The 18,101-nt window shown below is 40.0% G+C and carries 19 protein-coding genes; 8 read left to right on the top strand and 11 right to left on the bottom strand.

The features are described 5' to 3' along the window. The first annotated feature begins 7 nt into the window (after positions 1-7). The 4 genes from BLT07_RS09825 (at position 8) to BLT07_RS09810 (ending at position 3,236) form a co-directional block, all read left to right on the top strand. The gene (locus tag BLT07_RS09825) at positions 8-1,657 is read left to right on the top strand and encodes a SulP family inorganic anion transporter (protein ID WP_091868164.1); all 1,650 of its coding nucleotides are present in this window, start codon (positions 8-10) and stop codon (positions 1,655-1,657) included. 154 nt (positions 1,658-1,811) lie between these two features. Continuing rightward, a complete protein-coding gene (locus tag BLT07_RS09820) occupies positions 1,812-2,081 on the top strand; it encodes a hypothetical protein (protein ID WP_091868163.1) in 270 nt (89 codons plus the stop codon). Between the two features lie 281 nt (positions 2,082-2,362). After that, a complete protein-coding gene (locus BLT07_RS09815; protein ID WP_091868161.1) occupies positions 2,363-2,911 on the top strand; it encodes a porin in 549 nt (182 codons plus the stop codon). 112 nt (positions 2,912-3,023) lie between these two features. Further along, positions 3,024-3,236, top strand: a complete 213-nt coding sequence (locus BLT07_RS09810; protein ID WP_139205129.1) for a c-type cytochrome — start codon at positions 3,024-3,026, stop codon at positions 3,234-3,236. Positions 3,237-3,660: 424 nt separating this feature from the next. Here BLT07_RS09810 and BLT07_RS09805 read toward each other — a convergent pair whose 3' ends face one another. The 10 genes from BLT07_RS09805 to BLT07_RS09765 all read right to left on the bottom strand — a co-directional run bounded on the left by BLT07_RS09805 (position 3,661) and on the right by BLT07_RS09765 (position 10,468). Continuing rightward, positions 3,661-3,942: a type II toxin-antitoxin system RelE/ParE family toxin gene (locus BLT07_RS09805; RefSeq protein ID WP_091868157.1), complete on the bottom strand. Its 282-nt coding sequence runs from the start codon at positions 3,940-3,942 to the stop codon at positions 3,661-3,663. Beyond that, a complete protein-coding gene (locus tag BLT07_RS09800; protein ID WP_091868155.1) occupies positions 3,932-4,171 on the bottom strand; it encodes an addiction module protein in 240 nt (79 codons plus the stop codon). The genes BLT07_RS09805 and BLT07_RS09800 overlap by 11 nt, the downstream gene beginning before the upstream one ends. 172 nt (positions 4,172-4,343) lie before the next feature. Further along, positions 4,344-4,652 carry a type IV toxin-antitoxin system AbiEi family antitoxin domain-containing protein gene (locus tag BLT07_RS21710; RefSeq protein WP_394331312.1) on the bottom strand — a complete coding sequence of 103 codons (309 nt, stop codon included), beginning with the start codon at positions 4,650-4,652 and terminating at the stop codon, positions 4,344-4,346. 66 nt (positions 4,653-4,718) lie between these two features. Further along, positions 4,719-4,997, bottom strand: a complete 279-nt coding sequence (locus tag BLT07_RS21195; protein ID WP_262503242.1) for an AbiEi antitoxin N-terminal domain-containing protein — start codon at positions 4,995-4,997, stop codon at positions 4,719-4,721. A 137-nt stretch (positions 4,998-5,134) separates the two neighbouring features. Beyond that, positions 5,135-7,069 (bottom strand): protein-disulfide reductase DsbD family protein, encoded by a 1,935-nt coding sequence (locus tag BLT07_RS09790; RefSeq protein WP_091868153.1) that lies wholly within the window; start codon positions 7,067-7,069, stop codon positions 5,135-5,137. 20 nt (positions 7,070-7,089) lie between these two features. Further along, on the bottom strand, positions 7,090-8,379 hold the full coding sequence (locus tag BLT07_RS09785; RefSeq protein ID WP_091868270.1) for a DUF3570 domain-containing protein: 1,290 nt from the start codon (positions 8,377-8,379) through the stop codon (positions 7,090-7,092). A 9-nt stretch (positions 8,380-8,388) separates the two neighbouring features. Continuing rightward, entirely contained in the window at positions 8,389-8,598 is a 210-nt protein-coding gene (locus tag BLT07_RS09780; RefSeq protein WP_091868151.1) for a DUF4266 domain-containing protein, read from the bottom strand. After that, on the bottom strand, positions 8,595-9,590 hold the full coding sequence (locus BLT07_RS09775) for an FAD:protein FMN transferase (protein WP_245726491.1): 996 nt from the start codon (positions 9,588-9,590) through the stop codon (positions 8,595-8,597). Before BLT07_RS09775 ends, BLT07_RS09780 begins: the two co-directional genes overlap by 4 nt. Further along, entirely contained in the window at positions 9,587-10,021 is a 435-nt protein-coding gene (locus BLT07_RS09770) for a thioredoxin family protein (RefSeq protein WP_091868147.1), read from the bottom strand. The genes BLT07_RS09775 and BLT07_RS09770 overlap by 4 nt, the downstream gene beginning before the upstream one ends. A 15-nt stretch (positions 10,022-10,036) precedes the next feature. Beyond that, positions 10,037-10,468, bottom strand: coding sequence for a QcrA and Rieske domain-containing protein (locus tag BLT07_RS09765; protein ID WP_091868145.1), 432 nt, complete (start codon positions 10,466-10,468; stop codon positions 10,037-10,039). A 292-nt stretch (positions 10,469-10,760) separates the two neighbouring features. Between BLT07_RS09765 and BLT07_RS09755 the strand changes: the two genes are divergently transcribed. From BLT07_RS09755 to BLT07_RS09740, 4 genes are all read left to right on the top strand, one after another. Further along, positions 10,761-11,312 carry an RNA polymerase sigma factor gene (locus BLT07_RS09755; protein WP_245726490.1) on the top strand — a complete coding sequence of 184 codons (552 nt, stop codon included), beginning with the start codon at positions 10,761-10,763 and terminating at the stop codon, positions 11,310-11,312. 100 nt (positions 11,313-11,412) lie between these two features. Next, positions 11,413-12,348 (top strand): FecR family protein, encoded by a 936-nt coding sequence (locus BLT07_RS09750; RefSeq protein ID WP_091868142.1) that lies wholly within the window; start codon positions 11,413-11,415, stop codon positions 12,346-12,348. Beyond that, positions 12,305-14,653, top strand: coding sequence for a FecR domain-containing protein (locus tag BLT07_RS09745; protein ID WP_394331311.1), 2,349 nt, complete (start codon positions 12,305-12,307; stop codon positions 14,651-14,653). Before BLT07_RS09750 ends, BLT07_RS09745 begins: the two co-directional genes overlap by 44 nt. A 13-nt stretch (positions 14,654-14,666) precedes the next feature. Then, positions 14,667-14,969, top strand: coding sequence for a hypothetical protein (locus BLT07_RS09740; RefSeq protein WP_175455297.1), 303 nt, complete (start codon positions 14,667-14,669; stop codon positions 14,967-14,969). 101 nt (positions 14,970-15,070) lie between these two features. Here BLT07_RS09740 and dnaE read toward each other — a convergent pair whose 3' ends face one another. Further along, positions 15,071-18,076: a DNA polymerase III subunit alpha gene (gene dnaE / locus BLT07_RS09735; RefSeq protein WP_091868137.1), complete on the bottom strand. Its 3,006-nt coding sequence runs from the start codon at positions 18,074-18,076 to the stop codon at positions 15,071-15,073. Between the last annotated feature and the right edge of the window lie 25 nt (positions 18,077-18,101).

The following is an 18,101-nucleotide window of genomic DNA, read 5'->3' as shown; positions in this document are numbered from 1 at the left end:
GATTAAGATGAAAAAAGAATTTACACCTAAATTATTTTCCCTTTTAAAACAAGGAATATCCAAAGAAACCCTAACGAAAGACATTCTTTCAGGTTTAATAGTTGGAATAGTAGCCCTCCCATTGGCCATTGCTTTTGCCATCGCTTCAGGGGTTTCTCCTGAAAAAGGAATTGTAACGGCAATAATTGCAGGAATCATAATTTCAACTTTTGGAGGTAGCCGTGTACAGATTGGCGGGCCTACGGGCGCCTTTATTGTAATTGTTTATGGTATTGTCCAACAATACGGTACAGATGGCTTGACTATTGCTACTTTTATGGCAGGCTTCATTATCATAGGTCTTGGGCTTGCACGTCTCGGGAATTTATTAAAATATATACCATACTCTTTAATTGTTGGGTTTACAAGTGGCATTGCGCTTATCATTTTCTCATCTCAGATCAATGATTTTTTCGGACTACATATTGATAAAGTTCCCGCTGATTTTATAGATAAATGGAGCGTATATTTTAATAATTTCCAACATATTAATTTGTATGCCATTGGTATTGCAGGGGCCACTGTTATTATTACTCTCTACTTTCAGAAAATTATCAAAAATATTCCTGGGTCCATTGTTGCGATAGTATTAGCAACGATCTTAGTAAAAATTTTCAATATCCCCGTGGATACTATTGAAAGCAATTTTGGGGAAATTCCCAATCATTTAAGTTTACCTCATATTCCAAATATGAACTTTGATACCATTCAGGCTCTTATTCAACCAGCGTTTGCGATTGCTATTTTAGGTAGCATTGAATCACTACTTTCTGCCGTTGTCTCCGATTCGATGATTGGAGGAAAACATCGTTCCAATATGGAACTGATTGCACAGGGCGCGGCCAATATTGCTTCGTCCCTTTTTGGCGGTATCCCAGCTACAGGCGCCATTGCAAGAACGGCGACTAATGTAAAAAACGGGGGTCGGACACCTATCTCAGGTATCGTTCACTCGCTTGTTCTACTCGCTATTATGCTCTTGTTTGCTCCCTATGCTAAATTGATACCCCTTCCTTGTTTGTCCGGCATTCTGATAGTGGTTGCCTATCATATGAGTGAATGGAGGCAATTCAAATCTATTTTAAAAGGCAATAGGATGGATATTATTATTTTGCTCACCACTTTTTTTCTCACCGTCATATTTGATTTAGTAATCGCGATAGAAATTGGGATAGTGCTTTCAAGTTTTATGTTTATGAAAAGAATGAGTGAATCCGTTAATATTCAGGGCTTTTCATCCGAAAATGAAAATGACGAGTATCTTTTTGATGAAGAACTATTGGATATCCCTAATGATGTCATTCTATATGAGATAAATGGTCCCTTGTTTTTCGGGGCTGCCCGACAATTCCAGGAAACCATTATCAATGCACATTTGCAACCAAAAGTCATCATAATAAGAATGCGCTATGTTCCGTTCATTGATGCAACTGGTTATCAGAGCATTAAAGAAATAATTAAGACCTACAGATCAAGAAAGATTAAAGTGATAATTTCTGGTGTTAGACCAACTTTTAGAAAAGATTTTGAAAAGAATGAAATGTTCAAATTTTTGGAAAATGATTTTGTTGTAGATGATATTAATAAAGCAATAGAAAAAGCGAAGATGTATTTGTAAAATAGCTCGGGTCAAATAGGTATCCTACGCGCTACCGTTAATCACCCCGAAGGCGGAGAAGGTGTAATTTGAACTCTTTCTTAGCATGGAAGTTGGTCAATTACATTAGAAAATTGGAGCACAATTAGTTTAATAAATAAAACAATGAAAAAACTTGTTTCAGATTTTTTTGGAAAATTTGGCTTATCTATTAATGGTCGTCCTAACGACCTTTGGTTTGCGGTCCCAGGATAAGGCCACCATTGACAAGCAGGTCAAGAACCAAAAAACATTTGCCCTAGTGGGATATGCCACATTAAATTATGAATCCAGCAACGGCAACGGTGGGTTTATAAGCGCGACCTACAACCCAATATTCGTATACAAAGTGAACGATAAATTATCGTTCAACGCCGAACTCGAATTGGAAGTGGAAGATTCTTAGGACGGAGCACTCGCCCTCGAATTTGCAGAATTCAACTACCAGATAAATAATAATCTGGCTGTTTATGAGGGTAAATTCCTTTCGCCCCTTGGCGCCTACCAAAGCAGGTTACATCCGGCATGGATCAACAAATCGATCAACAATCCCATTGGAATCCAGAACGAACTCAACGGTGTCAAACGTTTACAGGGCGATAGTGAACTGGTTTTGGGTTAAGGGGCGGTTTAAATGTAGGTAGTGCGCGCTTAAATTATGATGTCTACCTTACCAATGGACCAAAAGTGAACGACGATGGGTCGGTAGATTTCGACAGTTCGGGTGGCGATAATAATAATGCCCCTGCCTTTGGTGGCAGGTTTGGTATTTTACCTTTCGCGAATTCCACCTTTGAAGTGGGACTTTCGGGCTATACCGGTAGAGCGGGCGATGTAAGTGCTTTTTCAAATGCCAAAGTGACCCTTTTTGTAATCGATTTAAGTTATATAAAGCAGACGACCTTCGGCATCTTTGACCTGAAAGGGCAATATAACAACCAAAAGGTAAGTGACGAGGTATATCCTGGAACGGTAATTACCTTGCAAGATTTCAATAACAATACTTCTGCCTCCTATTTACAGTTGGCATACCGATTCCCTGATTCGAATTTTGAACTGGCGAACAGAATCTCTAACCTTAACGTACCCAATGAAGTGGTCTGGGGTGCGGACCAAACACGGTACACCGTAACTTTGGATTACTGGCTCAATTGGAATGCTGTGGTAAAAGTGGGTTACGACTTTATCAACAACGATGACAATGTTCTTGGCGTTACTTTTGCAATGGGTCTTTAAAATAACATAAAAAATAAAACGATGAAAAAAAACAATCTCATATTTCGCCATACTTATCACCGGTATATTTATCATCTTAAATTTGGTGAATTGCAACACCCCTAAAAAAACCGTGACTTCTACCTACCAGCCGCAGACCGCTGTGATGGAAGTAGGCGGGGTTCAGTTATGGGCAAACAATTGCATTCGTTGCCACAATAGCCCGCCCCCTAATGCCTATAACGACAATGAATGGGATGCGATCGTCAACCACATGCAAAAAGTTGGTGGGCTTACTGTTTCGGATGCCGATAAAATTGCCGATTACTTGAAAGCCTCCAACTAAAGGTTCGTTTTAATGCCTAAGCGATCCATTTTATTATGCACATTACTTTTGAAATGTCTATTATATAGTGGGCCGGTTTGGTATATGGTCTTTAGGGGGAATATGATAGTTCAAATATTTATAATAAACACTAAACGAGGGAAAGCGATTGTTGTTGTTAGTAATTGAACTTTCACAAGCTTTGTCTACCCCGCCTACATATAGAATCGGAGATTTATCAGTTTTGTAAGTTCCTCGTTTTCAGATATCAATTTTTCCGTTAACATTTCGGGATCCACTTGGATTTTAGTGGGCATAATGATGTAGCTTTTGAAGGTATTTTTCTTGTTGTTTTTCCGTAAGGATTTGGGACAGAGAAACCCAATGTCTTACCTCATCATTTTAAAGCAACTGCTTCATGATGGAAATGGGAAAGTCAAGACAATTATTTTCTTGGTTTTCTTTTCATGTGCATGACCGCATGCACAAATACGATATCATTTTCCAGAGTGTAGTGTATTCCGTAGGGGAATCGTCTTGTAAACACGATTTTAATATTGCGATAACCCTTTTGAAAATGTTCGGGATTTTTGGAAATTCTATCTAGCTCATCATCCAGCCGTTGTATGAAGTCCAGCGCCAACTCTTCTTTTTCTTCCCCGTACCATTCCAGGGCTTCCATAACATCCAATTCAGCCCCTAGTTTAATGATGACTTTATGCGCCATATTTCTTGCGCAATTCGGGTTTTAGAACCTTCCAATCCTTTCCCGAATCGCGATTGGCTTTGTGGTCGGCCAAACGTTGGTCGAGAACTTTCCGATGTTCTTCGGAGATTTCGTAATCCGATTCCTTTTCTTGATATGTTTCTACAAGTGCTTTTATTAACTTCAACAAGCGATCGTCCGCATTGTCGATATAGTTGAGCACACTTTTTTTCAAATCTAGTGTTGCCATATCTTCTTTCTTTAAGGATAAATATACAATTTCTGTTCCATAGTTTTAATTTTTAACGATGAAGGGTAAAGAATGACTTCTTTTGTTTATAATTCGTCATTTGCTAGTTCTGCGGGTATTGTGATTTTATATTGTAAACACCGTTTTTTAGGATACTTCGCTTACCACTTCCCTAATTTATTTTTTCGGGATTTATATATTTTACCGAACTATGGTTTGCCTTTTCAGCTAAAAATAGAAACAAGCGTTTTACCTTTCTAGACGTGCAGCTTTCCAATAAATTTTGAACGAGATTGGACCAAAGGTTATTTAGCCCTTCCATTAATTGGTAGCACGCTACCAATTCTTGATTTTTCGGTACTAGAAAAAGATATGCTAGCTTTGCTCTTACGGCACTGGAAACTTTTATGGAGAAGGTTTTTAACTCCACTTCGGTAAGTCCTATTTCTGCTGATAGCAAGGAAGAACTATGATAGTCCAGGGTAACGCCTCAATCATGCTTTAAGCACCCAGTGGGCAGCTTTTTCGTTTTTTCCACCAAAGAGCGTTACTTTTTTTGGGAAAGTTCTAAATAATGCAATTTTCCGAGTAAGGAGAGGGCGGTCTTACCAGATGGGTGTATAAATAGCCCTGATTGTTGTTGAAAAGCATTGATGGCATTTTCGTATCCTACATCATGACCGGAACGTATCATGGCACCTATACCGATAATATTTAGCCAATCGCTATTTCGATACCGTTTTTGTAAATTGAGGCTATATCCTTTGCTGACCAAGCATGAAGAAAGGTAGAAAGCCGAAGGATTTCCGCTCAATAATTGGTTTATTTTTGTTGGTTTATCGGTACTCCTAGTATCAATTAATAACTTTTTTTTAAACTATTTCAATGAAATTAGCGCATTGGAAATTTATGATGCACTTTTACACAATCAGTTAGAAGGATTATGCTCCGAGTTCCCCTGTCTTACAAACTTTCTTTCAACCAGCTATAATATTCTTCAGTATTAGCATACTGTTTTGGACTATTCAGTATTTTGAGATCTGGACTCATGGTTACATAATAGGGCTGTGATGCCGTATCGAAATTCAAGTATTGAAAAGTGGCCCATTTGTCGCCGACCGTGTTAATGGATTTTAAATAGTCGGAATTTATATTTATGCGAAATCTATCCTTCTTTTCAAGAGCCTTTCTATCGTCTATATACAAAGAAATTAATACATAATTATCTTTTATCATGCTATAAACTCTGGGGTCGCTCCATACATTTTCTTCCATTTTTCGGCAGTTGACACAAGCCCATCCGGTAAAATCCAAGAGAATTGGTTTTCCCTCTGCTTTGGCAATGGCCAGTCCTTTATCAAAATCCTTAAAACAATTTAGTCCCAAGGGGCAATCGGATGGCTGCGTATATAGACTGTAAAAGGAGGGCGGAGGAAAGCCGCTCAACAGTTTTAACGTAGCATCTTTTTGTATTCCGGAAATTAAGTAAATCACAAAACCGCCTATACATATTCCCAGAAATGTTGTTTTGTAATTTAATTTTTTTCGACTTTCATGTGGAAATTTGATACACCCAAAAAAGTACAGTGCCAATAGCGAAAATATTACAACCCAAATTCCGATAAATACTTCACGTTTTAAGAACCCCCAGTGCGCCACAAGATCTGCATTGGATAAAAATTTGAATGCCAATGCCAATTCCACAAATCCCAAGACCACTTTTACCGTGGTAAGCCATCCACCAGATTTCGGCAAGGATTCCAGTAAACGCGGAAACAATGCAAATAGAGCAAACGGGAGGGCCAATGCCATGCCAAAACCGCCCATACCAATTGTTAATTGCATAGCTCCCTGATTGGCAGTTAAAGACCCGGCCAATAAAGACCCTAAAATAGGCCCAGTACATGAAAAGGAGACCAAGACGAGCGTTAATGCCATAAAAAATATGCCCACGAAGCCCCCAACTTGAGAAGCAGAGTCCATTTTATTGGACCAGCGATGGGGAAGGGTAATTTCATAGTACCCAAAGAAGGAAAATGCAAAAACCACAAAAATTATAAAGAAAAAGACATTCAACCAGACATTCGTGGAAATACTATTCAATATTTCGGGATCCAAGGAATCCAAAAAATGAAAAGGAATGCTTAGGCCCAAATAGATTAGGACAATAAAGAAGCCATAGAACATGGCATTTGTAATGCCTTTTTTCTTGTTGGAACTATGTTTTGTAAAAAACGAAACGGTAAGGGGAATCATAGGAAATACGCAGGGGGTGAACAAGGCCACAAGACCACCCAAAAAGCCTAGAATAAAAATACGCAACATACTTACCTCCTTAACCTGTGCACCATTCGAAGACAATAACAAAGACTTATTTTTCAGGTTCAATCTTAATTTTTCGGCAAGCATTATGCTCTTATCATCTATTTTTGCCGTTTCTTGGGCTACCGAACTCCCGCCAAGGGAAAACGCGAATTTTTTTTCTTTGCTAATACAAACATCATTACAGACCTGATAATGCATTAGTACCTCAATCTTGGTAAACTCAGGATTTACTAATTTGATATGTTGAGTAAATTTTGCCTGATCTGTAAAAAATGTTTCTTTTACCTCAAATGTATCGTTATATGCGGTTTCGGTTTTGCTCTCCTGTACTTTTCCTACCGTCTCGTAGTTTCCTTCGTCGTCCAAAAAATCAAATTCTGTAGGTAGGGATCCTCCCTCGTCCGTAAATTGCGAATAGAGATGCCAGTTTTTATCAATGGTTCCCTCAATAATAAGATTGTAATCGGTATCTGATATCTTGATGATGCTCGAGTTCCATTGAACGGGGTCGATTGTCTGGGACCTTAGCGCACCGAGATGAAGTAAAATGGCACAAAAAATTATTTTTTTCATGGATTGTTCTTGAGACTAACTTAATCTATGATAAACTTTAAACCCAGTTCAAAAATATTTGCATTGAAGTCTATGTTCCTTTGATAATTATTGTATCTGAGATCCACTGATTTCAGTCCAAATTTCCACACTTTGGCCGAAGTGAAAATATCTTTATAACTAATACCAAATCCGTATTGATTGGCGTTAAAGGCAGATAGATCGTAGTCCGATGTGTAATATTGATTGGTTGAAAGTGCGACGTCTTTTGAGAAAAAATATTTAGAAGAGGTTTGTGTATAATACCTGTATATTGGATATATAGTGAATTTATCGGATATCTTAATCGGTATTTCCGCACTTGCCGTATATGAATTGATTCCCCAATCGTCAAAATAATATCGGAAATAGCCCCGAAAAATAAACATATCGCTTATAGCATAGGAAATGCGGCCACCAATGGGGATTTTATAGCGACTATTAGGCAATTGTTCAACAGCATCTGTCAATTGAAAATCCTCAATAAAAAAGTCGTTCCGATCCGCGAAATAAACCCGTTGGTGGGGCGTGGAGAGTAGACCTTCCTGCAATACCAAGTCCATGGATAGGGAAAATTGGAATCTCTTGGATAAGATCTGCGAAAAATTAAGGGAGGTGGAGTACGAGTTTCGTCCTAATTGTGAAAACGGTAAAAATTGGGGAGAATAGGTTCCATCGCCCGTAATAGAGCTACTGTAATATTGTGTAAAGCCAGGTCTTAGCTCTATGGGATATTGCGGATTGTACTTGTCCAAGTACACCTTGGCACTTATACCAATTTCCGTGTTTTTTTGATTCAATAAATGGGTATAACCACCACCAAAACCAAAAGATGTGTAATCAAATTCATTGGAAAAGGAAACATTTCCGCTTATAATGGTATTTCTATCTTTTGAACTATGGGAAAAAGAGGGATGAATGTAACTAAGGACATCACTTCTTGAGGCTCCCGAAGACTCGATCCATGGACTTGCCGGATATTTGCCGTCAAAGGGGTCTATATTGCTCGATGAGGCCGATGTATAGGCAGAAAGTCCACCATCGACCGTTACAACAGTATTATTTCCTACGGGGATACTTACGATAATGGTCGGGGTCATATCCGTAAGTTTTTCCGAACCTTCCCCACCGGAAACCGAGGCATGACTGCCATCCTGGTTATAATAACTGTACAAGAGATCTACCTCTGTGTTATCCAAAACTTTTTTAACGTATTCCTTGGACTTGTTTTCTTGCGCCAGTGTCGTACCCGCTATTCCTAATAGGAGAATTATAAGCAGTATATCTTTCATTTTCATAATTTAATTGCATCCACATCCACCTCCGGTCTTTCCGCCATTGGCACCGGAAGAACCTTCACGATAGGTTTGAAAATTTGTTTCGAACCGCTCCAAATCTCTGGAGGACAGGTTCATTTGGTCATCATTTAGATATACCTTTTCGTACTCCTTTATCGTGGCACAAGAAGTGAAAGAGATAAAGAGCGCACTACAGATAATAATTCTTTTCATTCTGATGAATTTGAAGTGAGTTGAATGTGATTCGATGTAAATATTTTGTTCCTATCATCCACAATGATGCATTCTACACCTTTGATCTGGTTTATAATATCCAGCCCGGTTTCTGACCCGGTAACAAAAACCGAGGTTGCCAGGGCATCGCACAATTCGGCACTTTTAGCGAAAATAGTTACACTGACAAGGCCAGAGGATGGATAGCCCGTTCTAGGGTCGATGATGTGGTTGAATTTTACACCGTTAAACACCACAAATTTTTCATAATTTCCCGATGTAGCTACAGCAGCATCAACAACTGGAAACCATGAAAACACTTTGTTTTTGTTCAAGGGATTGGTAATGCCCACGGTCCAATCGGAGCCGTCAGGTTGTTTCCCCCAAGTGGTCAGGTCCCCCGAAGCATTAATAACACCTGCCTTGACACCTTTGGCTTTCAGCATGGCACGCACTTTGTCTGCCGCATATCCTTTGCCCAAGGCCCCAAATCCTATTTTCATACCCTTCAATTTCAAGAAAACCTTCTGATTTTCCTTGTCCAGAATGATATTCTGATATCCGATTTTGGAAACCGATCTGGCAATTTCCTCCTCGGTAGGTTTTTGGGTCATAGTGCCATCAAAATGCCATACCTTATCGACTGAGGCAAAGGAAATATCAAAAGCACCATTTGTGATTTTTGAAATTTCATTGGCTCTTTGGATCAATTGAAACAATTCCAAATCGACTTTAACAGGTTTTATTGCAGCATTTCTGTTGATTTCGGAACATTGGGATTTGGGATTCCAAGAGGATATTAATCTTTCAATTCTGGTAATCTCCGATATAGCATCGTCGATATAGGAATTGGCGGTAGCGGTATCTTGGGCTACTATGGTCAGGTCAAACCTGCTTCCCATTAATTTTACTGCGCGACGCTGTATTACCGTTTGAGAAAAGAGTGGTGAAAATGAAATAAGGGCGAATAGCGCAATTATGATCTTTCTCAACTTTCCATATCTTTTAATAATTTTATGTATTCACTTGCCGATACATTTTTATATCCTGTTGTACCCAATACTTTGCCATTGGAATTCAAAATTAGCACCAATGGGAAATAGCCGTTCTGATTATATTTCTCGGCCAGTTTTGCATTTTCGGCAGTCTGCTCTGCAGAAAATTTATTACCTTTTTTACGAGGAAAATCCGCTCGTAACAATATCCAATGCGAATCGGCATATTTTTGAAATTCCGGGGATTGCCATATGTTTTTGTCCAACTTAATGCAAGGCCCGCACCAATCAGACCCAGAAAAGACTAAAACTATATTGTGATCGGTCTTTGCTGCCTTGGAGGTAGCCTCCTTCCAATGGGTTTCCCAATGCTGAGCGAACATGACAGAAGAAGTAATAAAGGCAATACCAAAAAGTAGATTTTTCATTTTTTGTCCAAATAATTATACCGAAATAGTTAACATGTTGCCGTCTAGGGAAGTCTTATAGACCTTTAAGCCTCTACTTCCATAGCTATTTAATCCTTTTCCCGTGAGTGAAAACCTCGCCCCATGCGCCCTACAATAGAATTCATCGTTTCTGTAAATCACGTCCGGCCTAAACTCATGGCTACATACAACGGTGGCCGCGACATAGTCGCCGTTTAAATCCTTGGCCACAACAACATTACTTTTTAATATATATCCCCCGTTGTTCGCCAATTCACTATACGATGATGCCGTAAGGTCAATGGTAAAAATTTCCCCGGTTTGGGGGTCAGCAACAACCGGGCTATCCGTAGTGAGATTACTTTTCGTACAACCACCAAGGCAGGTAAAGGTAATCGCCAAGGCAGCACCAGATCCAATGGATTTTAAAAATTCCTTACGTTCCATAAAATGAGTTTAATGGTTTTGTGATAGAGATGAATTGCTTGTTGACTACTACAACAATAAAGGTTTTAGCCCTAAAGGAAAATGGGCTTTTATAAAATGTTTAACATTTTGGAAAGTATTTCCTGATTGGGCCCAGCGGCAATTTTTGGCAACCGAGCGGACTGTTATTTTCGTCAGGTTTTTCGATTCCGGTAGGTAAAAGTTGAATTTTATTTTAAAAGTATTTCGTTGTGGGGATTGCAACGATCTATTTGATTTCATTCCGGCCAAGAACAATTTAAATTTTATAGCTTTGGAGTTTTTACTAACCGTAAGCCATATGGTCGATTCGGACATCGATGATTTTGAAGACATTTGTAAGCCCAAAGTTTTTGAAAGCATTTTTACCACCTACGCCAGAGATTTGAGAAAGTTTGTCTTTTTTAAGACCAGAAATTTGGACGAGGCGGAAGATATTGTACAAGAAGTTTTTGTGAAGTTGTGGGAAGATTGTGCCAACGTTTACTATGGTACGGTCAAAAGTTTATTGTATACTATGGCCAACAATCTTTTCCTGAATGTCCTAAAACACAAAAATGTGGTATTGAAGCACCGGAAATTAAATGTAAAGGACCGGACCCATGAATCCCCTGAATTTATAATGCTGGAGCAGGAGTTTTTCGAATTACTTGAAAGAGCAATATCCGATTTGCCCGAAAAAGAGCGCGAAGTATTCTTATTAAATAGAATAGAGCGAAAAAAATATAAGGATATTTCAGTTCTTTTAGGAATATCCGTAAAAGCCGTAGAAAAGAGGATGCACAATGCACTTTTGAACCTGAAGGGAAAAGTCGGAAAAGTGTAATCGATAAATGGTATACTTTGTCCATCGTTTTAAAAAAAAGTAGGGATTTGTTTGATAGGGTTGTATTATAATTATAGAACTTTAATTAGATGAAGTGGAAATGAAAACTACTAAAAAAGATAAGCCCGACTTTCTGGCAAAATGGATCATCGGAGAAATAACAGATGCCGATCTTAAAAAATTGGTTTCTGAAGAGGATTTTGAAATCCTCCTGGAACTTAGAACCGGTACCGATCTTTATAGGTATTTGGAGGTTCCTATTGACCCATTGTTCGATCGAATTAAAAATGACATTTCCAAAAGAAAAAAGCAATCAACTAACATCAAAACTATCCCGCTTTTTGCTAAAGTAGCATTGGCCGTGGCAGCTACTGTACTCCTTTTTTTGGGGCTAAGCTATTTTTTAGATAGCAATAAGGTGACTGAGCAATCCGGATTCGGCGAGCAACGATCAATTTCGTTAATAGATGGATCAAGGGTGATTATCAATGCCAAGTCAGAACTGACCTATAACAGCAAGAGCTGGGATAAAAACAGGGAACTCTATTTAAAAGGTGAAGCTTTTTTTAAGGTAAAAAAGGGAAAGACCTTCACCGTAAGAACAAATAATGGAAGTGTTACCGTCCTAGGAACGCAATTTGATGTAAATTCGTTCAATGATTTTTTTGAAGTGACATGTTTCGAAGGCAGCGTGAAAGTCGTTGACAATAACAATGAAAATGAAGTCATCATATTGCCCGGGCAGGCAGTGAAATATGTTGGAAGAGCAGTTAGTACCGAAAACCTATCTATGACTCAAGACGTTCCTTCTTGGGTCTTTGGGGAGAGCAGTTTTAGGAAGACCCCGTTAAAGAATGTAATACGTGCACTGGAAAACCAATATAACGTGCAAGTAAATCTCAACGGGATTGATGGCTCCATTATTTATACTGGTAGTTTTACTAATGATAATCTAGAGATGGCCTTGGCTTCGATTTTTAAGACAATCGATATTGAATATACTGTTCGCGATAATAAGATTGTTTTGCACAAATAGACCATTAAATTGGTGTGTCCTAATACATATAGCTCTAGTTCCTATAAGCGCACTTTCCCAGGACAAACCATTCCACACAATTTATTTTGAATCGGTTTCCTTATCGGATGCCATTGTTGTTATTGAAAAAAGTTATGATGTTAAAATATCCTACGCCAACGAGTTTGTCGATAATAAAGTAATTTTTTTAAAAAGGAAATCGCGTAGCTTGACTGAAGTACTGGATGAAATTTCGACCCAATGCGATGTTGCCTTTCAGTTTATCAGTAATCGTTACATCGTACTAGAAGACATCAAAAAACCACTCCATGTCCAGAACCTTGATGAAGTTGTCATTACCGGGTACCTTACCCATGGAATTTCGAAAAACTGGAACGGTTCGTTTACTATAAAACCCAAGGAACTTGAAATTTTACCCGGACTGACCGAAGCGGACATATTGACAAGTATACAAGAACTTCCGGGAGTAATCAGCCCAAATGAAACTGCCACGGAATTGGATGTTCGGGGAGGTACGCCCGATCAAAACCAGATCATCTGGGACGGGATTACGATTTATCACAGGGGAAATTTATTTGGAATGATATCCCCTTTTAACCCCAACATAGCCCAAAATGTTATTTTCTACGACAAAGGAACAAATCCGCGTTATGGGGAAAGAATTTCTAGCGTTATAGATATTAGGACAAAAAACGACATTCCAGTAAAAAAAAATATAGGTTTTGGTTTGAACGGAACTAGCGCGGACGCATATTTTGAAACACCTATTATTACAAACAAATTGAGCCTTTCCATGTCCTACAGAAAATCTTATCAAGGTTTATTTGAATCGGGCACATTTCAAAAAATAGAACAAAAAGTATTTCAGAATTCTTCCATATTGGATAATGGTACCTCGGAAGAAAAATTTTCCTTTCAAGATTATAATATAAAGGTCAATTATAAATTAAATAAAAAAAATACCCTATTGGCCAGCTTTATACATATTGATAATGACCTAAACCACATTTATCGCTATATTGAAAACAATACGGATTCTCGAAATTTAATGGACTCTGAAAATGAAGGCTATAGTATTCACTGGAACAAAAAATGGGATAATAAAATAAATCAGGTCACCAAATTAAGTTATTCTTCCTATAGGCTAAATTATCGTTTTACATATAACGGGCTAGAAAATAAAATTTCAGGATTCGATAAAAACAATCAAATTAAGGACTACGATTTTTCTACGGAAGTTTCGATTCCCACAAATAATAACAAATTGAATTTGGGCTACCAAACCACTTTTAAAAATGTCAATTATGCATTTCTTGAAGTGAAGGATTCCATTAGTTCCCTCGATGAAAACGATTCCAGTATTAATTCACATTCGTTGTTTTTAAACTACTCGAACAGAAACTCAAAACAATGGAACTTCGATATTGGCATAAGGGCGAATTACTACGATAAGTTAAATAGTTTTAGGTTGGAGCCTAGAATAGTACTTGTTAAAAATTTAAATAATAATTTAAAGATACAAGCAACAGGAGAGATAAGAAATCAAATTATTTATCAAATAGAAAAATCCACACCGGGTGACCTATCTTTGGAAAATAAACTTTGGCGATTGGCAAATGGTAGGGAAGCACCTATAATTAGAAGTAATCATGTTTCTCTTGGTGCACTTTATCATCAAGATGGTTGGAGTTTTGATTTTGATTCTTATTATAAAAAAAATACGGGAATTAGCTTCCTATCATACCCCTTTTTAAATGAAACCAGAAACAAGCACTTAACGGGTGAACAAAGGATATTTGGAATCGATTTTTATGTAAAGAAAGATTTTGATAGAATTAAAACATGGGTAAGTTATTCCATTAACGATACAGATGATAAAATTGATGGTGTAAACAATGCTAATTATTTTACGGACAGCAATGAAATAAATCATGTCATTTCAACTTCAATCTCTTATAAATTAAAACAATTTCAAATTGCTTTGGGCTGGAAGTGGCATACAGGCAGGCCCTATACCCTGTTCAAAACAGAAACAAATGATAATACAATTGGCTTTTCAGGGATAAATATGGAAAAACTTCCCATTTATCACAGTCTGGACGTATCTTCCATTTATAATTTTTCTCTTTCAAAAAGATTTGGCATAAAGGGAAAAGTAGGATTATCAATAAGGAATTTATACAATCGGGAAAACATTTTAATTAGGGAATACACAGGGAACAGTGTACCCAATGATCCCATTCTTGTTGCAGACTATTATTCATTACGGATTACACCAAATGTTTTGTTTAGGGTATATTGGTGAAGTTTTACTTTTTGTGGATATTTTAAAATCTTCAATACTTTCGCATGAAAAAAAATTATCTGGTCGGCAAAAAATCGCCCAAAATCTACGACTATTTGGTCGAGCTCAACAAATAGCCATTGGCGAGGGGTTGGAAGACCTGGGGAAAGTCCGGCAGGACAGCCCGGTGGTGGAGACGAACAGACACTTTACCACCAACAACTCCCAGGTCTGGGACTGTATCAAGGAAAGCCACTGGTTGCTGGGGCACCCTGCCGCGGAGGTCAATGGCCTGGATTACCGGGACTATACCAAAGGTGCCAAAAAGACCTACTAAAAGATCAACAACGCCAAAAGTGGGGACAAACGGGCGGACCTGTTCAAAGAACAGCTCAACACCTTTATCAAAAACCGAACTGTTTAATGGGAGGAGGTCAGTTATACAGACTTGATAAATTTTGGAAGTGCCTTGTTGAAGTTTTCCGGTTGGTGGTGGCGCGGGTCCGGTAGTATCTCCTGAAAATATATTTCGTCTACGATGATACTGTAATAATCCAGTTCTTCCGTTACCGTGCCGATAATTTTATAGCTGCCACGGCTTTGGAAGCGGAACTTTTCGGCGACCCTGGGAAAATGGACGGTATCGAAAAACGCCTCCCCTGCATCGGCAAAGGTCCCAAAGAACATGTGTTGGCCGTTGGTGGTATCCGTGCCTTTGAAAGTGACCAGATTGCCGTAAATCGTAATTCGTTTTTTGTTGTAGTCTGGCAAATCTTTTGCCAGGAGGTAGCTTTCAGGAGGATGTTTTAAGAGCTTAAATCTCGAGATGAACGGAAAGCCGAAAAATTCCATTTGGTCATAGGCCTCTATCAAGAAATTGGTTTCGATATCCGGGATTTTGTAATCGACGTGGGGGCTCTTGAATAGCACTGGCGTTCTATCCTTCGTTGCGCCCTTATTATATTTTAGGTAGGCTTCCCACATTAGACGGTGCTTCCCGATACCGGTAAACCGGAAGGCGCCCACCTTGATCAGGATGATCAACTGTTCCACGCCAATGGGCACGCGGTCATAGAAATCGGCCAGGTCCTTGAATTTGCCATATAGCTGTCTTTCGGTCAACAGCTTCTCGGTCGTACGGTCCTCGATGGACTTGACCATTCCGAATCCAAGGAAAACCTCTTTCCGAACGACGATGTTTGGATGGTCGCTCGTGTTGATACAGGGCGGGGAAATTATACCCCCGTACTTTTTTATTTCGTTGACGTAGGTTTCCACCTTATAGAACCCTCCGCCGTTATTAAGTACGGCTACCATATATTCAATGGGAAAATAGCATTTGAGGTACAGGCTCTGATAGCTTTCGACGGTATAGGAGGCAGAGTGCCCCTTGGCGAAGGCATATCCGGCGAAGGACTCCACCTGCCCCCATATATCCTCTATGGTCTTCTCGGGATATCCCTTTTTACGACAACTGTCCTTAAACTTGTTCATCATCTTGACCAATACCCCCTTGGTTCTTTTTTTTCCCCGCATGCCCCTTCGCAGCACATCTGCCTCGGCAAGACTCATCCCCGCAAAATGGTGGGCCACTTTTAAGACGTCCTCCTGATAGATCATGATCCCATAGGTATCCTCCAAAATATCGTGCATCACGGGATGGGCCTCCGCCCTGCGTTCCGGGTATCGGTGCCGCAGTATGTACTCGCTCTTCATCCCACCGTTACCGGGTCCGGGACGGATAATGGAACTTGCGGCCACCAGCCCGAGATAGTCGTTCGTACGCAGCTTTGTCATCAGCACGCGCATCGCCGGGGATTCAACGTAAAATCCGCCGATACAATCGCCTACGCTCAAGAGGGCATTGATTTTATCATCTTCATAGAACTCGTAAACCGCATCGATATCCTTTACCTCCGAATCCGGTCGGTTGTAGGCGATAATCTCGAGGCAGTCCGTAATCTTTGACAGTCCACGTTGGGAGAGGATATCGAACTTAAAAATCCCCACGTCCTCTGCGATGTTCATATCGAACATAACGGTCCGGAAACCTTTTGGGGGCATAAAAGTTGCCGAAAAATACTCAATGGGCTTTTCCGTAATAATGATTCCGCAAGCATGTACGCTCACGTAGTTCGGGAAACCGTGGATTCGTTTGCCATATTTGCATACCAGTTTCAAATACTTGTCCTTTTCCGGATCGATGAACTGGCCTGCCAAAAATTTATCCGTTTCCTCCTTGGGCATTCCGAACACCTTGCTCAGCTCCCGGATTACGGCCCTGTACTGAAAGGTAACGTAGGTGGCCATCAGGGCCACGTTCTTGAAGGTATCAAACATAAATTGGGCGACATTGTCCCGGTCGCGCCACGAAAAGTCGATGTCAAAATCCGGTGGCGAAAGCCGATAGGGGTTGATAAACCTCTCGAAATACAGGTCGAGCTTGATCGGATCGACGTTGGTGATACCCAGGATATAGGCCACAACGCTGTTGGCACCGGATCCCCGTCCTATATGGGGCCGGTTATGCGCCTTGGCATCCTCGATGGTAATGTAGTTGGCCACGAAATCGAAAACGAAGCCCATCCTCTTTATGGAATCGAGTTCGTAGGCTACCCGCTCCGTTACCTTTTTGCCCGCGTTCGGATATCTAACCGGTATCCGCCGATAACATTCCTTTTTTAGGAATTCATAGTCCGCATCCCTGCTCCCGTAGTAATGTTCCTGGTTCTGGTTGGTCCTCTGGTCGTCGAAAAAGAAGACGACCTTGCAGCCCTGCATGAGCCGTTTCGTGTTCTCCTTGATAAATGGGTATTCCGCAAAATGGTCCAACAGCTCCGCTTTGGGGTACATTACCGATTCAGTGGACCCCTCCTCCGATTTAGGCAGTTTGCTCAATAGGATGTTCAGGCCGATACATCTCAAAAGCCGATGGGTATTGAAGTCCGTTCTATTCCTGAAGGTGACCTGCTGCTGGATGACCAGTTTATCGGTGTAGGTAATGTAATCGGTGAACATAAGCCTAGAAAGGTTCCTGACCGAAATACCGATGAACTCGTTTTCGCGAAAATCCTTCTTTTCTTGCTCCATTGCCCTTTCGAACGGATAGATGACATAGGTGTCTTCCGAGGTCGGGGCGGTATCGGGAAACTCCTTTTTTTCATGTAGGTGATGGGTCAGGAACCGGTTGATTTCCATAAAGCCGTTATTGTTCCTAGCCAAGATGACGTACAACTGATGAACGCCATTACGGAAGTCGACACCGACAACCGGCCATACCGGATAGTTGGCCGCCAACTTCAGGAAGTTCAGTGCGGCCGATGTGCTGTTAATATCCGTCAGGGCCACGAAACCTGCGCCGTTCGCCTTGGCCAGGTCCAAAAGCTGGATCTCGGACAGAATGCCGTAGCGGAGGGAATAATAGGAATGGCAATTGGTATACATGGATAAGGTTCGGTTTCTATTGTCT

The organism is Pricia antarctica (assembly GCF_900101815.1).
In the GTDB taxonomy this organism is placed as follows: domain Bacteria; phylum Bacteroidota; class Bacteroidia; order Flavobacteriales; family Flavobacteriaceae; genus Pricia; species Pricia antarctica.
Note: the sequence above shows the minus strand (reverse complement) of the source record. Positions and strands in the feature narration are given on the sequence as shown.